Annotated in this window: 15 protein-coding genes; 3 read left to right on the top strand and 12 right to left on the bottom strand. The window is 60.7% G+C overall.

Annotated elements, in window-relative coordinates:
• Positions 1 to 78 precede the first annotated feature (78 nt).
• The 12 genes from purD to gcbA all read right to left on the bottom strand — a co-directional run bounded on the left by purD (position 79) and on the right by gcbA (position 15,188).
• On the bottom strand, positions 79 to 1,374 hold the full coding sequence (gene purD / locus AC1ROI_RS21080) for a phosphoribosylamine--glycine ligase (RefSeq protein WP_077748970.1): 1,296 nt from the start codon (positions 1,372 to 1,374) through the stop codon (positions 79 to 81).
• A gap of 185 nt (positions 1,375 to 1,559) precedes the next feature.
• A complete protein-coding gene (purH, locus tag AC1ROI_RS21075; RefSeq protein WP_102595314.1) occupies positions 1,560 to 3,167 on the bottom strand; it encodes a bifunctional phosphoribosylaminoimidazolecarboxamide formyltransferase/IMP cyclohydrolase in 1,608 nt (535 codons plus the stop codon).
• An 80-nt stretch (positions 3,168 to 3,247) separates the two neighbouring features.
• Complete coding sequence (gene fis / locus AC1ROI_RS21070) at positions 3,248 to 3,568, bottom strand: DNA-binding transcriptional regulator Fis (protein ID WP_007907419.1); 321 nt, start codon at positions 3,566 to 3,568, stop codon at positions 3,248 to 3,250.
• Positions 3,565 to 4,575, bottom strand: a complete 1,011-nt coding sequence (dusB, locus tag AC1ROI_RS21065; protein ID WP_010463890.1) for a tRNA dihydrouridine synthase DusB — start codon at positions 4,573 to 4,575, stop codon at positions 3,565 to 3,567. Before dusB ends, fis begins: the two co-directional genes overlap by 4 nt.
• 185 nt (positions 4,576 to 4,760) lie before the next feature.
• A complete protein-coding gene (locus tag AC1ROI_RS21060; RefSeq protein ID WP_102595313.1) occupies positions 4,761 to 5,978 on the bottom strand; it encodes a DUF3426 domain-containing protein in 1,218 nt (405 codons plus the stop codon).
• Between the two features lie 30 nt (positions 5,979 to 6,008).
• Complete coding sequence (gene prmA, locus AC1ROI_RS21055; RefSeq protein WP_010463886.1) at positions 6,009 to 6,887, bottom strand: 50S ribosomal protein L11 methyltransferase; 879 nt, start codon at positions 6,885 to 6,887, stop codon at positions 6,009 to 6,011.
• Positions 6,888 to 7,149: 262 nt separating this feature from the next.
• Complete coding sequence (gene accC, locus AC1ROI_RS21050; RefSeq protein WP_010463885.1) at positions 7,150 to 8,508, bottom strand: acetyl-CoA carboxylase biotin carboxylase subunit; 1,359 nt, start codon at positions 8,506 to 8,508, stop codon at positions 7,150 to 7,152.
• Positions 8,509 to 8,525: 17 nt separating this feature from the next.
• Positions 8,526 to 8,987: an acetyl-CoA carboxylase biotin carboxyl carrier protein gene (gene accB / locus AC1ROI_RS21045; protein WP_010463882.1), complete on the bottom strand. Its 462-nt coding sequence runs from the start codon at positions 8,985 to 8,987 to the stop codon at positions 8,526 to 8,528.
• Positions 8,988 to 9,011: 24 nt separating this feature from the next.
• On the bottom strand, positions 9,012 to 9,467 hold the full coding sequence (gene aroQ / locus AC1ROI_RS21040; RefSeq protein WP_010463880.1) for a type II 3-dehydroquinate dehydratase: 456 nt from the start codon (positions 9,465 to 9,467) through the stop codon (positions 9,012 to 9,014).
• Between the two features lie 131 nt (positions 9,468 to 9,598).
• Complete coding sequence (locus AC1ROI_RS21035; protein WP_010463878.1) at positions 9,599 to 11,350, bottom strand: protein-disulfide reductase DsbD; 1,752 nt, start codon at positions 11,348 to 11,350, stop codon at positions 9,599 to 9,601.
• A 168-nt stretch (positions 11,351 to 11,518) separates the two neighbouring features.
• On the bottom strand, positions 11,519 to 12,562 hold the full coding sequence (locus tag AC1ROI_RS21030; protein WP_370655148.1) for a methyl-accepting chemotaxis protein: 1,044 nt from the start codon (positions 12,560 to 12,562) through the stop codon (positions 11,519 to 11,521).
• Positions 12,563 to 13,517: 955 nt separating this feature from the next.
• Positions 13,518 to 15,188, bottom strand: a complete 1,671-nt coding sequence (gene gcbA, locus AC1ROI_RS21025; protein ID WP_010463874.1) for a diguanylate cyclase GcbA — start codon at positions 15,186 to 15,188, stop codon at positions 13,518 to 13,520.
• Positions 15,189 to 15,476: 288 nt separating this feature from the next.
• Between gcbA and AC1ROI_RS21020 the strand changes: the two genes are divergently transcribed.
• The 3 genes from AC1ROI_RS21020 to AC1ROI_RS21010 all read left to right on the top strand — a co-directional run bounded on the left by AC1ROI_RS21020 (position 15,477) and on the right by AC1ROI_RS21010 (position 17,655).
• Positions 15,477 to 16,544 carry a DUF2333 family protein gene (locus tag AC1ROI_RS21020; RefSeq protein ID WP_102595311.1) on the top strand — a complete coding sequence of 356 codons (1,068 nt, stop codon included), beginning with the start codon at positions 15,477 to 15,479 and terminating at the stop codon, positions 16,542 to 16,544.
• Between the two features lie 3 nt (positions 16,545 to 16,547).
• Positions 16,548 to 17,105 carry an NUDIX hydrolase gene (locus AC1ROI_RS21015; RefSeq protein WP_010463869.1) on the top strand — a complete coding sequence of 186 codons (558 nt, stop codon included), beginning with the start codon at positions 16,548 to 16,550 and terminating at the stop codon, positions 17,103 to 17,105.
• Positions 17,106 to 17,283: 178 nt separating this feature from the next.
• Positions 17,284 to 17,655, top strand: coding sequence for a translation initiation factor Sui1 (locus AC1ROI_RS21010; protein ID WP_010463867.1), 372 nt, complete (start codon positions 17,284 to 17,286; stop codon positions 17,653 to 17,655).
• Positions 17,656 to 17,801: the final 146 nt, after the last annotated feature.

The following is a 17,801-nucleotide window of genomic DNA, read 5'->3' as shown; positions in this document are numbered from 1 at the left end:
GATGCCAGATTATAACTATGCGCGGCGCCGGAACAGTCCGGCAAGGGCCTGAAGCACAAGCCCTGCCGAACGGATCGCTTATTCCTGATTTTCGCCACGTTCGCGGGCAATGGCACGGTAACCAATGTCCTTGCGATAGAAACAGCCTTCCCAATCAATCTTTGCCGCCAGTTTGTAAGCCTGTTGCTGGGCAGCATCAACGCTGGCGCCCATGGCGGTAGCGCAAAGCACACGACCACCGGCGGTCACCACTTGACCGTCCTTGAGCGCAGTGCCGGCGTGGAAGACTTTGCCTTCCAGTGCGGCGGCTGCATCCAGGCCGTTGATGGCGACGCCTTTAGCGTAGTCGCCAGGATAGCCGCCAGCCGCCAGCACGATGCCGACGCTCGGACGTGGATCCCATTGCGCTTCGACCTTGTCCAGGGCTTGCGCCAGGGCCGCTTCGACCAGCAACACCAGGCTCGACTGCAAACGCAGCATCACCGGTTGGGTCTCAGGATCACCGAAACGGCAGTTGAACTCGATAACTTTTGGGTTACCAGCCTTGTCGATCATCAGGCCGGCATACAGGAAACCGGTGTAGACGTTGCCTTCATCGGCCATGCCGCGCACGGTCGGCCAGATCACCAGGTCCATGACGCGCTTGTGGACTTCAGCGGTCACGACCGGGGCAGGGGAGTAGGCGCCCATGCCGCCGGTGTTCGGGCCGGTGTCGCCGTCGCCGACGCGTTTGTGGTCCTGGCTGGTGGCCATCGGCAGTACGTTCTTGCCGTCGACCATGACGATGAAGCTGGCTTCTTCGCCGTCCAGGAATTCTTCGATCACAACGCGCGAGCCGGCCTCGCCGAATGCGTTGCCCGCGAGCATGTCGCGCACGGCGTCTTCCGCTTCGGCCAGGGTCATGGCAACGATCACGCCTTTACCGGCGGCCAGGCCATCGGCCTTGATCACAATCGGCGCACCTTTTTCACGCAGATAGGCCAGGGCCGGCTCGATCTCGGTGAAGTTCTGGTAATCGGCGGTCGGGATCTTGTGGCGAGCCAGGAAATCCTTGGTAAAGGCTTTCGAACCTTCCAACTGGGCCGCACCGGCCGTCGGGCCGAAGCAATCCAGGCCACGGGAGCGGAACAGGTCGACGACGCCAGCGACCAGCGGCACTTCCGGGCCAACGATGGTGAGGGAAACGTTTTTCTCCGCGAAATCTGCAAGCTGCTCGAGGGCCAGCACGTCGATAGCGACGTTCTCGCACTTGGCTTCAATGGCGGTGCCGGCGTTGCCCGGGGCAACGAATACTTTCTGCACACGCGGATCCTGAGCCACTTTCCAGGCCAGGGCGTGTTCACGGCCACCGCTGCCAATGATCAAAACATTCATTTCAAAAACCTCGGATGACGCTAATTCTGTGGGGGCAGCCTGAGCTGCCTGGCTAACGGTACGCGGCATCCGCCACCACCGAACCTGTAGGAGCGAGGCTTGCCCGCGAAGGGCTCGCCTCGGTCTTGTTGATACACCGTGGCGAGCCCTTCGCGGGCAAGCCTCGCTCCTACAAGAGCGAAAAATCAGTGACGGAAGTGGCGCATGCCGGTGAAGACCATCGCGATGCCGGCTTCATCAGCAGCGGCAATCACTTCCGCATCACGCATCGAGCCACCCGGCTGGATCACCGCGGTGATGCCGACCTTGGCCGCGTTGTCCAGGCCGTCGCGGAACGGGAAGAACGCATCGGAGGCCATCACCGAGCCTGCCACCTGCAAACCGGCATGTTCAGCCTTGATCGCGGCGATACGGGCGGAGTTCACGCGGCTCATCTGGCCAGCGCCGACGCCGATGGTCTGACGGTTCTTGGCGTAGACAATGGCGTTGGATTTAACGTATTTGGCGACTTTCCAGGCGAAGATCAGGTCGTTGATTTCCTGCTCGGTCGGGGCACGCTTGGTCACGACTTTCAGGTCGTCGGCGCTGATCATGCCGATGTCGCGGCTCTGTACCAGCAAACCGCCGTTGACGCGTTTGTAGTCCCAGGCAGCGGCGCGATCAGTCGACCACTCGCCGCAGGCCAGCAGGCGCACATTGGCTTTGGCCGCCACGATGGCGCGGGCTTCTTCGCTGACGCTAGGGGCGATGATCACTTCGACGAACTGACGCTCGACGATGGCCTTGGCGGTTTCAGCATCCAGCTCGCGGTTGAAGGCGATGATGCCGCCGAACGCCGACTCGGTGTCGGTGGCGTAAGCCAGTTCGTAAGCCTGACGGATACCGCCTTCTGCGTCCGGGCTGACCGCAACGCCGCACGGATTGGCGTGCTTGACGATCACGCAAGCCGGCTTGACGAAGCTTTTCACGCATTCCAGCGCGGCGTCGGTGTCGGCCACGTTGTTGTACGACAGCTCTTTGCCCTGCAGTTGGGTCGCGGTGGCGATACCGACTTCGGCAGGCTTGGCTTCCACGTAGAACGCCGCGCTCTGGTGCGGGTTCTCGCCGTAGCGCATTTCCTGAGCCTTGACGAACTGGCTGTTGAAGGTGCGCGGGAACTCGCTGCGACCGGAGGTCGAGAGGGTGTCAGCGGCCTGGTTCACGGTGCCCATGTAGTTGGCGATCATGCCGTCGTAGGCCGCGGTGTGTTCGAAGGCCTTGAGCATCAGGTCGAAACGCTGAGCATAGGTCAGGCCGCCAGCCTTGAGGCCTTCAAGGACGCTGGCGTAGTCGCTGGCATTGACCACGATGGCCACGTCTTTATGGTTTTTTGCCGCCGAGCGGACCATGGTCGGGCCGCCGATGTCGATGTTCTCGATGGCGGTCGGCAGGTCGCAGCCTGGCTTGTTGATGGTGGCCTCGAACGGGTACAGGTTGACCGCGACCAGGTCGATCGGCTTGATGCCGTGCTCGTTCATGATGGCGTCGTCGATACCGCGACGACCGAGGATCCCGCCGTGGATTTTCGGGTGCAGGGTTTTCACCCGACCGTCCATCATTTCTGCGAAACCGGTGTAGTCCGCGACTTCCACTGCGGCAACACCGTTGTCGCGCAGCAGCTTGAACGTTCCGCCGGTGGAGAGAATCTCGACGCCCAGGGCTTCAAGCTCTTTGGCGAATTCGAGGATCCCGGTCTTGTCGGAAACGCTGATCAAGGCGCGGCGGATCGGCAGGCGGGTAGTCTGGTCGGTCATTTCAATTTCCATCAAAAGCAAAGGAGTCAGCAAAAAGGCGACCGTTTTTACGCGGGCGCCTTTCTGGTTTGATTGAATGCTTACAGCAAATCGTACTGCTTGAGTTTCTTGCGCAGCGTGCCTCGGTTCAACCCGAGCAGCTCGCTGGCCTTGGTCTGGTTGCCCTTGACGTAGTTCATCACGCACTCGAGCAGGGGCGCCTCGACTTCGGAGAGCACCAGGTTGTACACATCCGTGACGGCAGCGCCCTCAAGGTGGGCGAAATAATTGTGCAGCGCCTTCTCGACACTCCCGCGAAGGGTCTGACCTTCTTCGCTCGGCGTATTGAGGTGCTGTTTCAAATTCACGTTGTCGCTCACGGGTGTTGTTCCACTCACTAAAGTCTCGGTCATCATCGTCATGCGGCCACCCCTTCTCCGTCCCCTGTCAGGCTCTTGTAACGTTCGGCGAAGAAGCCCTGAACGTTGGCGCATTGTGCTTCCGTATCTTCCAAACGATTGAAGTGGGCGCGAAACTCCCTGGCGCCCGGCAAGGTTGCGAGATACCAGCCCACATGCTTTCGAGCGATACGGACGCCCATCACGTCTCCATAGAAGACGTGCAGTGCAGCCAGATGCTCTAGCAGAATGCGTTCCACCTCGATCAATTCCAGTGCCGGGAGTTTTTCGCCAGTACGCAGGAAATGATCGATCTCACGAAAAATCCACGGCCGCCCCTGGGCGGCCCGGCCTACCAGCAGGCCATCGGCACCGGTCGCATCGAGCACGTACCGGGCCTTCTCGGGTGAATCGATGTCGCCGTTGGCAAAGACCGGCATCGACACCGCCTGCTTGATCGCGGCAATGGTGTCGTACTCGGCTTCACCGGTGTACAGGTCGGCACGGGTGCGGCCATGAACCGCCAACGCCGTAATGCCCGCTTGCTCGGCGATCTTCGCCACCGTCAGACCGTTCTTGTTGTCCCGGTCCCAGCCGGTGCGGATCTTCAAGGTGACCGGCACATCAACCGCAGCCACGACGGCTTGCAGGATCTCGGTCACCAATGCTTCATCCTTCAACAGCGCGGAACCGGCGGCCTTGTTGCAGACCTTCTTCGCCGGACAGCCCATGTTGATGTCAATAATCTGTGCGCCCAGTTCGACGTTGGCCCGGGCCGCATCCGCCAGCATCTGTGCATCACCCCCGGCGATCTGGACCGAGCGGGGCTCGGGATCACCTTCGTGGATCATGCGCATCCGCGATTTGCGGGTGTTCCACAAGCTCATGTCGCTGGTGACCATTTCCGAGACTACAAGCCCTGCGCCCAGTCGCTTGCACAGCTGACGAAAGGGCTGGTCGGTGACGCCCGCCATGGGGGCGAGGATCAAGCCGTTGTGCAATGTATATGGACCGATGCGTACCGCCGACATAGGACTTCCCTGTTGTGGGGCCGGATCATGAGAGTTCGAAAAAGGGTTGGCATGATACCCGCTCTCGATGACTGGATAAAGGCTGAATTGAACAAAATCTGAACAGTAATTCTGTTATCGCCAGCGGTTTGGTATGAGCGGTCAAAGTCAGAAATATGCCGTCAATGCCGTAACACTGAAGCGTTTCACTCGGGCGAATGAAAGCTCAGGCTGTAATTCACCGCTTTGGAGCCTGGATCAAGGATATCCAGTGCGATGTGGATCGGCGTTTGCGGCGGCATCTCTGCCAGGCCTTCGAGGTCGCCGTTGAGGTACTCGCCGGGTTTGAAGCGCCGGCTGGCGATCAGGTGGCCGTTAAGGTCGGCGAAGCGCAGTTCCAGCAGCGGGAAGGGCTGGGAGAAGGGCGCGCGGTTGTAAATGATCGCATCGACCACCAGTGCACCGTTGAAGTCGGGGTGACTGCGGACCACCAGGTTGCTGCTTTTGATTTTCGCGATATCAACTTTCGATGGCACCGTGCAGCCGACTTGCGGGCACAGTTGCTGGAACCATGGACGGTATTGATCCTGGCGCGCCAGTTCGTCGAAGTGGTAAGCGATGTATTGGCCGGCGAGAGCACCGGCACCGATCAGGACCAGCAGCAGCCAGAAAAGCCGTCGGCCCCAGGGGGAGCGACGTTTTTGCCAATCCAGTTGCAGCGGATCGTCGGTCAGGTCCTGCAGGGCGTCGGCACGTTCGGTCGACTCGCTGCGTTCGTGTCGCTTGCGCAGAGGGGCGATCGGGGGCAGGTCGTCGTCAGGTGCATCGGTTGCCGACAGGCGATCATGGTGCAGGGGCGTGTCGAGCGGATCATTCAGGCGCAGTTGCGGCACCTGGGGTTCGTCGTCCAGATCAACCGGTTCCAGCGAGAACGACGGTTCGGTGCGCGAGTGCTTGCTCGGTACTGGCTGCGTTTCCCGTGGTTCGGCTTCGACCGCCTGGGCACGATCGGCCGCCGATTCGCTGAAGAGGCTGTCGGACCAGGGTTCATCGTCGTGCTCGACAGAGTCGCGGCGAGCACTGAGACCGTTTTCGCGGTGCTGGCCGAATTCCGTGGTGGGCTGGATTTCCCGCTGTTCGAGCCGGGCGAGTTCTTCGTCCAGGTCCAGGCTGTCCAGATCCATTTCGGCGGCGGACCATTGCTTTTGGCTGATGGCGCGCTGTACCGGCGGTTCGACAATGGCCGGGGCTACCGGTTGGACAGTTTCCTTGGCGCCCCGTTGCTCAAGCAGCTGCTTGGCGGCGTTGAACACCTGCAAGCACGAGCCGCAACGAACCACTCCACGGGCCACGCTCAATTGAGCATGGCTGACGCGGAAGCTGGTTTGGCAATGCGGGCACTGGGTGACGAAGCTGTCGGTCATGCGGCGATCCGGTTTATGCAGGCGTTCATTCTAGCGCCGACGGCCAGTGATGCGCACCCAGCCATCGCGATTGGCGATCGGGTCCAGATCGAAGTCCTGAGCGTAGGCTTTGGCGACTTCTTCGCCTTGCTCGGCGAGGATGCCCGACAACGCCAGACGACCGCCAGGCTTGACCAGGCTGGACAATTGCGGCGCCAGGGACACCAGCGGTCCGGCCAGAATGTTGGCCACCAGCACATCGGCTTGAACCTGTGGCAGATCTTCCGGCAGGTACAGCGGGAAGAGCGCGTCGGCAATATTGTTGCGCCCGGCGTTGTCGCGGGAAGCTTCCAGCGCCTGCACGTCGATGTCGGTGCCGACGGCTTCCTTGGCGCCCAGCAGCAGGGCGGCAATCGCCAAAATCCCCGAGCCGCAACCGAAGTCGAGGACGTGGCAGTCCTTGAGGTCCTGACCATCGAGCCATTCCAGGCACAGTGCAGTGGTCGGGTGGGTGCCGGTGCCGAACGCCAGGCCCGGGTCGAGCAGAATGTTCACAGCGTCGGGTTCAGGGGCAGCGTGCCAGCTTGGGACGATCCACAGGCGTTGACCGAAGCGCATTGGCTGGAAGTCGTCCATCCAGCTGCGTTCCCAGTCCTGGTCTTCGATGACTTCGCTGTGATGCTCGGGCAGCGGGCTGCCGGTCAGCAGCTCAAGATGAGCCAGCACACTGGCCGCTTCAGTGCCGCCTTCGAACAGGGCCAGCAGATGAGTGTGCGACCATAACGGCGTGGTGTTGAGTTCAGGTTCGAAGATCGGCTGATCTTCGGCGTCCATGAACGTCACCGACACGGCGCCCACTTCAAGGAAAGCGTCTTCGTAGGTTTCGGCTTGTTCTGGGCTGATGGCGAGACGGACTTGCAGCCAAGGCATGGCGGGCACCTTTGAAAAATATTGATTGCAGCCTAGCGGGCTGCGAGAAGCGCGCAAGTTTACGCGAGCGCGCGGCAGAAGACGACAAGGCCGACACTGGTATGCAGTTTGTAGGAGCGAGGCTTGCCCGCGAAGCGCGGTGACGCGGTGAGTCTGCAATACCTCGGCGTATGGTTCGCGGGCAAACCTCGCTCCTGCAGGAGTTGTAACCTCCAGAAACAACAAAGCCGCCCGAAGGCGGCTTTGTTGGACGGGCTAAAGCTTAATGCTTGTCGCCAGCCAGCTTGTGTTCCAGGTAGTGGATGTTGATACCACCTTTGCAGAAGCCTTCATCGCGGACCAGGTCGCGGTGCAGCGGGATGTTGGTCTTGATCCCGTCGACAACGATTTCGTCCAGCGCATTGCGCATGCGCGCCAACGCTTCGTCACGGGTTGCGCCGTAGGTGATCAGCTTGCCGATCAACGAATCGTAGTTCGGCGGAACGGCATAACCGCTGTACAGGTGCGAATCGACGCGAACGCCGTTGCCGCCTGGAGCGTGGAAATGCTTGACCGTGCCTGGGCTCGGCATGAAGGTTTTCGGGTCTTCGGCGTTGATCCGGCATTCCAGGGCATGGCCGCGGATAACCACGTCTTCCTGGGTGTACGACAGCTTGTTGCCAGCGGCGATGCTGAGCATCTCCTTGACGATGTCGATGCCAGTGACCATTTCCGAAACCGGGTGCTCAACCTGAACGCGGGTGTTCATTTCGATGAAATAGAACGCGCCGTTCTCGTACAGGAACTCGAAAGTACCCGCGCCACGGTAGTTGATGTCGATGCAAGCCTTGACGCAGCGTGCGAGGACTTCAGCCCGTGCCTTCTCATCGATGCCCGGTGCCGGCGCTTCTTCGAGAACCTTCTGGTGACGACGTTGCAGCGAGCAATCGCGGTCGCCCAGATGGATGGCGTGACCCTGGCCGTCGGAAAGCACCTGGACTTCCACGTGACGTGGGTTAGTCAGGAATTTTTCCAGATAGACCATCGGGTTACCGAACGCCGCGCCTGCTTCGGTGCGGGTCAGTTTGGCGAAGGAGATCAGGTCTTCTTCTTTATGCACAACGCGCATGCCGCGACCACCACCGCCGCCAGCGGCTTTGATGATCACCGGGTAACCGACTTCGCGACCGATGCGCAAAGCGGTTTCTTCGTCTTCAGGCAACGGGCCGTCGGACCCCGGAACGGTTGGAACGCCAGCAGCGATCATGGCGTGCTTGGCCGATACCTTGTCGCCCATCAGGCGAATGGTGTCGGCTTTCGGGCCAATGAACGCGAAGCCGGAGTTCTCGACCTGTTCAGCGAAATCAGCGTTTTCCGCAAGGAAACCGTAGCCTGGGTGAATGGCGGTGGCGCCGGTCACTTCGGCCGCGGCGATGATGGCCGGAATGTGCAGGTAAGAGTGGGCGGCCGAGGCCGGACCGATGCAGACGGATTCGTCTGCCAGGCCCAGGTGCATCAGCTCTTTGTCGGCCTTGGAGTAAACGGCGACAGTCTTGATGCCCATCTCTTTGCAGGCACGCAGGATCCGCAGGGCAATCTCACCGCGGTTGGCGATCAGAACTTTTTCCAACTTCGCAGTCATCAAAGTTTCTCCGCGTTTCAAACGATGGTGAACAGCGGTTGGTCGTACTCAACCGGCTGGCCGTCTTCGACGAGGATGGATTCGATCACACCGCTGGTTTCAGCTTCGATGTGGTTCATCATCTTCATGGCTTCGACGATGCACAGAGTGTCGCCTTTCTTCACGGTCTGGCCGACTTCAACGAAGGACGGCGAGCTTGGCGAAGATTTGCGATAGAAGGTGCCGACCATCGGCGAACGGGCAACGGTGCCGTTCAGCACTGGCGCGACGGGAGCCGCAGGCGCTGCAGCGGCAACCGGAGCAGCAGCCACTGGCGCAGGCGCCTGTGCATGCATCGGAGCCGGTGCGTAGAACTGCTGAGCCGGGGTCTTGCTATGACGGCTGATGCGTACGGACTCTTCGCCTTCCTTGATCTCGAGCTCGTCGATGCCGGACTCTTCCAGCAGTTCGATCAGTTTCTTAACTTTACGGATATCCATGAATCATCAACTCCCAAGGGTCGGTCAGGGGCGTATAGCTTGTTGTTCAAGCTGTTCCAGGGCGGCCTCCAGGGCCAGTCGATAACCGCTGGCGCCAAGGCCGCAGATCACTCCCACCGCTACGTCGGAGAAGTAAGAGTGATGGCGGAAAGGTTCGCGTTTGTGCACGTTAGACAAATGCACTTCGATGAATGGGATGCTCACCGCCAGCAGCGCGTCACGTAATGCGACACTTGTGTGCGTAAAAGCTGCTGGGTTGATCAGAATGAAGTCCACACCTTCGCCTTTTGCGGCGTGGATGCGGTCAATCAATTCGTACTCGGCGTTGCTTTGCAGGTACAGCAGATGATGGCCGGCTTCACGGGCACGGCGTTCCAGGTCCTGGTTGATCTGCGCCAGTGTCGTAGCGCCATAGGTGCCCGGTTCGCGGGTGCCGAGCAAGTTCAGGTTGGGTCCGTGCAGAACCAATAGCGTCGCCATCTGCTGTTCCTTGTTATCTGTGTGCAGTTGTCAGAACCCGGCGACTATGCCGCAAAGCCTTTGTGACTGTCCAGTTCTATGCAAAAGCCAGCACGATGGCCGATGTTTGCGCGAAATATGTGACCGGCCTGTTAAATCCGGTCATTTGCTTTCGCAACACGTTCGGCGAAGTCTGTCGCGCTGATCTCGCCGATCACTCGCACATCTGCGCGTTCGACACCGTCCTTGCCGAAAAACATCAGGGCCGGAGGGCCGAACAGTTTGTAGCGATCGAGCAGGGCACGTTGTTCGGCGTTGCTGGCAGTGATATCGAAACGCACGAGGCGATAGCCTTTCAGACGTTCGATGACGGTGGCGTCGTTGAGCACTTCGCGTTCGATGACTTTGCAGCTGATGCACCAGTCGGCGTACCAGTCGAGCAGCAGCGGGGTGTTGGCGGATTTGGCCTCGGCGAGGACGCGATCCAGGTCTGCCGGAGTGCTGATGGTTTGCCAGGCGCTGGTGTTTTGCGGCTGTTCGGTGCCGGCAATGATGCGCGGTTGGCCAATCGGGTTGAACGGGTCGGTCTGCCCGCTGAACGCCCCGAACCAACAGGCCAGTGCGTAAAACAGCAGAAACATCCCGAGCAGTTGGCCGAGGCGTTTTCGTGGCGGTTTGTAGACGAATTCCAGCGCGCCCATGAACAAGCCGACGCCACCGGCCAGCAAACCGATCAGCAGCAAGGTGATTTGCCCCGGCAATACGCGACTGACCAGCCCGATTGCCAATCCCAGCAACAACACGCCAATGGCATTTTTTACATAGACCAGCCACGGCCCGCTTTTCGGCAGCCAGGCTGCGCCGCCGGTGGCCACGAGTAACAACGGCGCCCCCATGCCGAGGCCGAGCATGAACAGTTTCAAGCCTCCCCCCAGTGCATCGCCGCTGGCGCTGATATAAAGCAATGCACCGGCCAGCGGCGCCGATACGCAAGGCGACACCAGCAGGCTGGACACCACGCCCAGGACCGCGGCGCCCCATAACGAACCGCCTTCGGTACGCCCGGCGATCCGGTCCAGGCGACTGCTGATGGCATGTGGCAGCTTGAGTTCGAACACGCCAAACATCGCGAGGGCAAACACCGCAAAAAACATCGCGAACGGCACCAGCACCCACGCCGATTGCAGACGCGCCTGAAGGTTGAGCTGGGCGCCGAACATTCCCATCAACGCACCCAGCAGGGCGAAGCAGGCGGCCATGGGCAGTACATACGCGAGCGACAGATTGAAACCGCGCAACCCACCGATCTGGCCGCGCAACACCACGCCGGAGAGGATCGGCAGCATCGGCAGTACGCACGGGGTGAAGGTCAGGCCCAGACCCGCAAGGAAGAACAAGGCGAGCTCGCGCCAGCTCCAGCTCTGGGCCGTGGCGGGCGTCGTTGCGCCAATGCCATCTATGTTCAGTCGTTCGGTTTCGGGCGGATAACACAGGCCTTTGTCGGCGCAGCCCTGATAGGTCACGGCCAGCGTGAAGGCGCGGGGATCGGTGCGCGGCACTTCGACGTCGAGCACGCCGTGATAGACCTCGACGTCGCCAAAGTACTCATCGTGCTTTTGTTCGCCCTTGGGCAATTGCGCCGCGCCAAGGCCAACTTCGGCCGGTTCGGCGCGAAACTGAAAGCGGTGTCGATAGAGGTAGTAACCCTCTGTGGCGACAAAACGCAGCTTGATCGATTGCGGCGTGCTGTCGACCAGGCTCAGCTGAAATGCCTCGCGCACCGGCAGGAAGTCGGCACTGTTGTTGATCGAGCCCAGGGTGGAACTGGGTCGACTCTCCAGCAACCCGGCGGCGTTTGCCGGCAGGGCGAGCACTAAAAGCAGCAGGCAGAGCAAACGGCGCATGACAATCTCGCGTATCGGAATTGGGGGCATGATAGCGGACAGTCGCGCGGATTGCCCCGCCCCTGTAGGCGCGAGGCTGTCCCGCGAAGGACGATGACGCGGTTTGCCTGAATGACCGCATCGAATGGTTCGCGGGCAAGCCTCGCTCCTGCGGGGCATGGCGGTCTATCAGACGCGGAAAGCTTGAACGGCGGTATGCAAGCGTGCGCCCAACACCAGCAGGTTCTCCCCTTGTACGCGCCCCTCGCCAATGCGCAACAAATTATCCCCACCCAGCTTGTGGATACGTTCGCTGTGATCACGGATCTCACTGACCGCACCACTCTGCTGCGCAGTGACATCGGCAATGCGCACGGCGGTGTCGGAAATGGTCTGGATCGCCCCGACGATTTTATCCAATGCACCGTCGGCAGCCTGAGCCTGATTGGCCGTGGCTTCGGCGTGTTCGACCTGGGCGCGCATGCCTTCCACCGATTGCCGCGCGGCGGTTTGCAGGCCGGCGATCAAGGTCTGGATCTCTGCGGTGGCCCCGGCCGTGCGTTGCGCCAACGAGCGAACCTCTTCCGCCACCACCGCAAATCCACGACCCATTTCCCCGGCGCGGGCGGCTTCGATGGCGGCGTTCAGGGCCAGCAGGTTGGTCTGGTCGGCAATTGAGCGGATGACCGTCAGCACGCCGCCGATGGTCGCCGATTCTTCTGCCAGGTGTTCGATCATCTGCGCATTGCCTTGCACTTCACCCACCAGCGCATGCAGGCCGGTGAGGCTCAGACCGATAACTTTCTGGCCATGCTCGACCGCGATTCCGGCATGACGACTGGCGTCGGCGGCCTGGCTGGCATCGCCAGCAACTTGTTGGATCGTTGCTTCCAGTTCGCCGAGAGAATCGCGGATCAGCGCGGTGTCGCCGGCCTGATGTTCGGCACCGCTGTGCAAGTCGTTGCTCAACTCGGCCAAAGTGCGGCTACTGCCGGCGACCTGCTCGGCATTGAGACGAATAGTCCCGACCAGGTCCGCCAGGTATGCGCGCAAGCGGTTGAGCGAGGCTTCAATGTCATGCAGTTCGCGATTGGTCTTGCCCAATTGAATTTCCTGGCTGAAGTCGCCTTCGGCCCAGGTCGACAGGGCCGGAGCGAGGTTGGTCAGTGTCCGGGCCAGCTTGCGTTGCAAGGTGTCGATCAACAAGGCGATCAGCAGAATCAGGCCGATCATCACGCCCTGCATCAAGCGTACTTCGCCCTGGATCTGCCCGTGCTGGGCGCGGACCACCGGCTCCAGTCCGGCAATGGCGTGCTGTACGTCGGCGATCTTCAGGTGCGTCGCGGTGCTGAGGTCGGTGCGTTTCTGGATTTGCTCGCGAGTGCGCGCCAGTTCAGCGGGGTAACGCGTCAGCAAGCTGTTGAGTTCCCGTTTGAGGGCGACACCGGCATCTTCGGCGACGGTTTTTTCGGTGTTCTCCAGCCCCATCATCGCGGCGAAATCATCCGTGCCGGATTCGCTGCTGGCGGCCACCCCGAGCAGCGGCAAGGCGCCTATCAGCTCAGCCTGCGCACGAATGCTGGCGACTTCGCGTTCGACATCGGCGGCCAGTTCACTGCGACCGCTGCTGACCAGTTTGTCCCGCGCCAGCGACAGTTTGCCCAGGTGCTGGGACGCGGCGAGCAAGGGCGCGAGGTACGCTGCGTTCCCGCTGGCGTATTGGCTGAGCTGATCGAGGCTGGCGCCGAGTTCACGTTCAGCTTGCAGCAGCAAGGCTTGAGGGTCCCCGGCAAGTTTGCCGGCAGCCAGCAGGTCGGTCTTGCTGAATTCACTCAGGTTCGACAGGCTCGGACGCAAGGTGTCGGCCAGGGCTGGCGGTAATGCACCGAGTTCCTTTTGCAGGCTGTCGATGGCCTGGCTGGCGCTGCTCAGGCGCAGGGCATCGCCGCTGGCGAGATAATCCTCGACGTTGCGCGCCACTTCATTTTGAAATTGCTGGGACAAACCGAGGTAACGCTCCATCAGCAGATAGGGGCGTTCGAGGGCTTTTTGCGACCACCAGAGCGTCGCGCCAAGGGCCACGCACACGGCGACTAAAAGGAGGGTGTTGAGATTGGTCAGCAGCTTCAGGCGCATCGCGGGTCTACCAACGGCAGAATGGTAAGCGCCTGAAGTTATTGCGTTTCTGTTACAGGGTTATGACCGAATGGGTCCATTCCGATGAAAAAGTGGCACTTTGCTTTGACGTCCGCGCAGCCTGCACGCGGTTACGTCCACCGTCCTTGGCGCGGTACAGCGCTTCGTCCGCCTGGCTGGCCATCATCAGGCTGTCGGAGTGGTCGCACAGCTCCACCACTCCGGCGCTGAACGTGCACCACAAATCCTGGGGTTGGGCCGGGTAGTGGATTTCGGCAAACCGCTGACGTATTTCATCGAGCACTCTGTGGGCCGCTTCGAGATCGGTGTCCGGCATGACGATGGCGAATTCCTCGCCACCGTAGCGGCCGATGAAGTCTGTTTTGCGCAACCGCTGCTTGAGAAACAGCGCCAGGCTCTTGATGACCCGGTCGCCCATGGGGTGGCCGTGGCTGTCGTTGACCCGTTTGAAGTGGTCGATGTCGAGCATCGCAAAACTCAACGGCTTGCTCTCGCGGCGGGCGCGGAAGCTGCAGTCTTCGAGCAATTGCAGGATGTGGGTGTGGTTGTACAAACCGGTCAGGCTGTCGCGCACCATCCGTGCTTTCAGATTGCGTGCCCGCGCCGCGCGGTTACGCACAGTGGTGATCAGGTGCCGCGGCTTGATCGGCTTGGTCAGGAAGTCGTCGCCGCCTTCGCTCATGGCGTCGAGTTGCTTGTCCAGATCATCTTCGGCGGACAGGTAAATGATCGGTACGCTCACGTAGCGGTCGTTGTGCCGGATCACCTTGGCCAGTTCCGTGCCGGTGCAGGTCGGCATGTACATGTCGAGGATGATCAGGTCCGGCTGAAAGTCCGCCAGTTCGGCCATGGCCTGAATCGGGTCGATCAGGGTGCGCGTGACGATTCCGGCGCTGTTCAGCAGGCGCTCGGTGTGCAAGGCCTGGGCGCGGGAGTCGTCGATGATCAGCACTTTATAAGGTTCGTACTGGGCGACACAGGTCAGGACTTCGATCTTCTCCAGCAGGCTTGAGGCTTCGAGGGTGCCGGTGAGAAACTCCTGGCCACCGGCGCGCACGGCGGCGAGGCGGGTGGGAGTGTCTGTTTCGAGCAAGCTGAAGAACAACAGCGGTAAAGGCTCATCCAGTCCGACCTGGGCTTCGGCGGCCAGTTTCAGGCCGATGCCGGCGCCACTGAAGTCCACGTCCATGACGATGGCGGCGGGCAGGCGCTCGATCATAGAGGAGCGAAACGCCGCAACGCTGTCCAGGGATTGGGCGCTGAGCCCGAAAAACTCCAGCTGCTTGGCCAGGCGCTCGGCGCGGTCGTGATCCTGCAACATCACGTAGATCGGCTTGCGCAGCGGTGGCAGAAAGGTTTGTTCGAGCTGATCGCCGTGGCGCAGGCCGGTGCGCGACAGGCGCTGCATCAAGCGATTGAGGTCGGTGATCAGGCCACTGCTCAGGCGTCCGCGATTGGCGTCGACAGCCTCCAGCGACTGGCCGATGTGACGCGCCAGTTGCGTGTGTTCCGGTTGTTCGAAACGCTCGGCAAAGCGCAGCAGGCGCAGGTTGGCCTCGCTCAGTTCCGACAAATCGGTGTTGGACCACTCGCTGCGTTGCAGGCGCTGCCATATCTCAAGAATCTGACGTGCCTGATGAATTACCCGCTGGGCAAAGTGGTGCTTGAGGCGCTCACGGCTGGGGTCTTCTGGCTCGGTCATATCCTGACTACTAGTTAGGGTGCATGCTGAGATCGACTGGTGGCTCTATGCTAGCACCTCTTTTCAATCCCATGAGCATCGTGTGTCAATAATCTGCAAAGCGGCCTTATTCAGTTTCTGACTGGATGGTCGCATAGGCTCGCGGCTGTGCTTCATTTATAGTGGCCCCTGATCGCGGTCATTGTAAGTCCCGCCATTTCCCGCAGGATTTAATGCGCGGCAAACGAGGCACGATGGCGTAGGGTTGTGGTCGAACCGATGAACTCAAGTGATTGAAAGGATATCGCCATGCTGGACTGGAAGAATCGCGCGGGCAGCGCGCCTGAACGTGCCGCTGAACCGAAATCGGCCACCCGCAGTTACGTCGGCGGCCTGTTGTTCAGCCGGGCGCTGGCGACGCTGATTGGCCTTTACCTGCTGGTGACGATCGGGCTGGGTTGGTATTGGAGCCAGGAGCCGGCACTGTTCCCGGTTCAACAGAATGCGCAAGTGGCGGCCGAGAAAGAAGGCAAGCAAATGGTGGTCGGGTACACCACGGTGGAAACCCTCAAGACCGTCGCTGGTACATTGCTGAGCAAGCCAGGTGGCTATATTTCCAACGACCGTTTCCCGCCGGGTCTGTGGATGGACAATACGCCGAGCTGGGAATATGGCGTGCTGGTCCAGGTTCGCGACCTGAGTCGTGCAATGCGTAAGGACTTCGCCCGTTCCCAGTCGCAGTCCACCGAAGACGCTGACCTGGCCAAGGCCGAGCCGCGTTTCAACTTCGACAACAAGAGCTGGGTGCTGCCCTCCAGTGAGTCCGAATACCAGGAAGGCATCAATTCCCTGAGCCGTTACCAGACACGCCTATCCGATCCGAGTCAGAAAAGTGCGCTGTTCTATGCCCGCGCCGACAACCTGAACAACTGGCTGGGCGATGTCGGCACCCGTCTGGGTTCGCTGTCGCAACGGCTGTCGGCCAGCGTGGGCCGAGTCAAGCTCAACACCGCGCTGAAAACCGAAGTCTTGGCGCCGGGTCAGGTGCCACAGGTCGATGAAGAAATCGTCGAGACCCCGTGGATGCAGATCGATAACGTGTTCTATGAAGCCCGCGGCCAGGCTTGGGCGCTGTCCCATTTGCTGCGCGCCATCGAAGTCGATTTCGCCGATGTGCTGGCCAAGAAGAACGCCACGGTCAGCGTGCGTCAGATCATTCGTGAGCTGGAAGCCTCGCAAGAGCCGGTCTGGAGCCCGATGATCCTCAACGGCAGCGGCTTCGGTGTGCTGGCCAACCATTCGCTGGTCATGGCCAACTACATCTCCCGTGCCAACGCGGCAGTGATCGATCTGCGTCAATTGCTCAATCAGGGCTGAGTCATGGTCGATAACGCCAAAGAGGCTGCCCATCGCGCGGCCTCGGATGCCGAACACATCGCCTGGGTCGACGAACAGGACAACCTGCTCGGCGCCCTGGTCCGTTCTGACCTGCGCGAGCGGGGGCTGATCGGGCGTGGCACCTACATCATGCTGTTCAACTCGGTCGGTGAACTGTGCGTTCACCGTCGAACCCTGAGCAAAGCCATTTACCCCGGTTACTGGGATGTGGCGGCCGGCGGCATGGTGCTCGCCACCGAGACGTACGTCGAATCGGCTGCCCGTGAGCTGGAAGAAGAGTTGGGCGTGAGCGGTGTGGAATTGACCGCCCATGATCACTTCTTCTTTGAGGACACCGGCAATCGTCTCTGGTGTTCGGCGTTTTCGGCGGTGTGGGACGGCCCGTTGATCCTGCAACCGGAAGAGGTGCTGGAAGCGCGTTTCATCCCCATCGAGCAGGTCATGCTGGAAATCCAGCAAAAGCCTTATTGCCCGGACTCCCTGGCCGCGTTGAAGCGTTATCTGTGCGCCCTTGGGAAGGGCGTCGCAAAAGAGCAGTAAATTGGCGCCGATTGGCTCTTAGCAAGTCGGCTTTTTGCCGTTACACTGCGCGACCTTTTCAAACTGAGCCAGCGTTGTCTGGCCCAGTAGCGCTGCCCCTGCCTGAGTGGGGCTTCGCGGTCGATGGCAGCTTCCCAAGTTGCCGCGACCAGTCTTTGTCCTCCCAAGAGGATTGCCGGTGGCCAAAAAAGCCGCATCCTTCGCCGCCCTTGGTGGCCTGGTATTTTCCACCGACGCAGGTCGTCATTGCCCGGATTGCAGTAAACCGGTGGACGCCTGCATCTGCAAACAGACCGTTATCCCGGCTGGCGACGGCATCGCTCGCGTGCGTCGCGAAAGCAAGGGGCGTGGCGGCAAGACGGTGACCACCATCACCGGCGTGCCGTTGGCGGAAGAAGCGCTCAAGGACCTGGCCACCACGTTGAAGAAACGCTGTGGCACCGGGGGTGCGTTGAAAGACGGAATCATCGAAATCCAGGGCGATCATGTCGAGCTACTCTTGGCTGAACTGATCAAGCTGGGTTTCAAAGCGAAGAAGTCCGGCGGCTAGCAGCCTCTGTGAAAACCACCCTCGGCTTGATCCAGTCCTGATTCAACTCTGGCCTGGCGTCGTCTACATGGTTTTCACAGAGCCTGTTCTGACCGGTTTCTAAACTCAGCGCTGAATGTGAGGTCTATGGCCCTTGCATGCAGGCT

The sequence above is a fragment of the Pseudomonas sp. GW823-FHT02C02 genome, assembly GCF_058797635.1.
The sequence above is the reverse complement of the archived record's forward strand: the minus strand, read 5'-3'. Positions and strand labels throughout refer to the sequence as shown.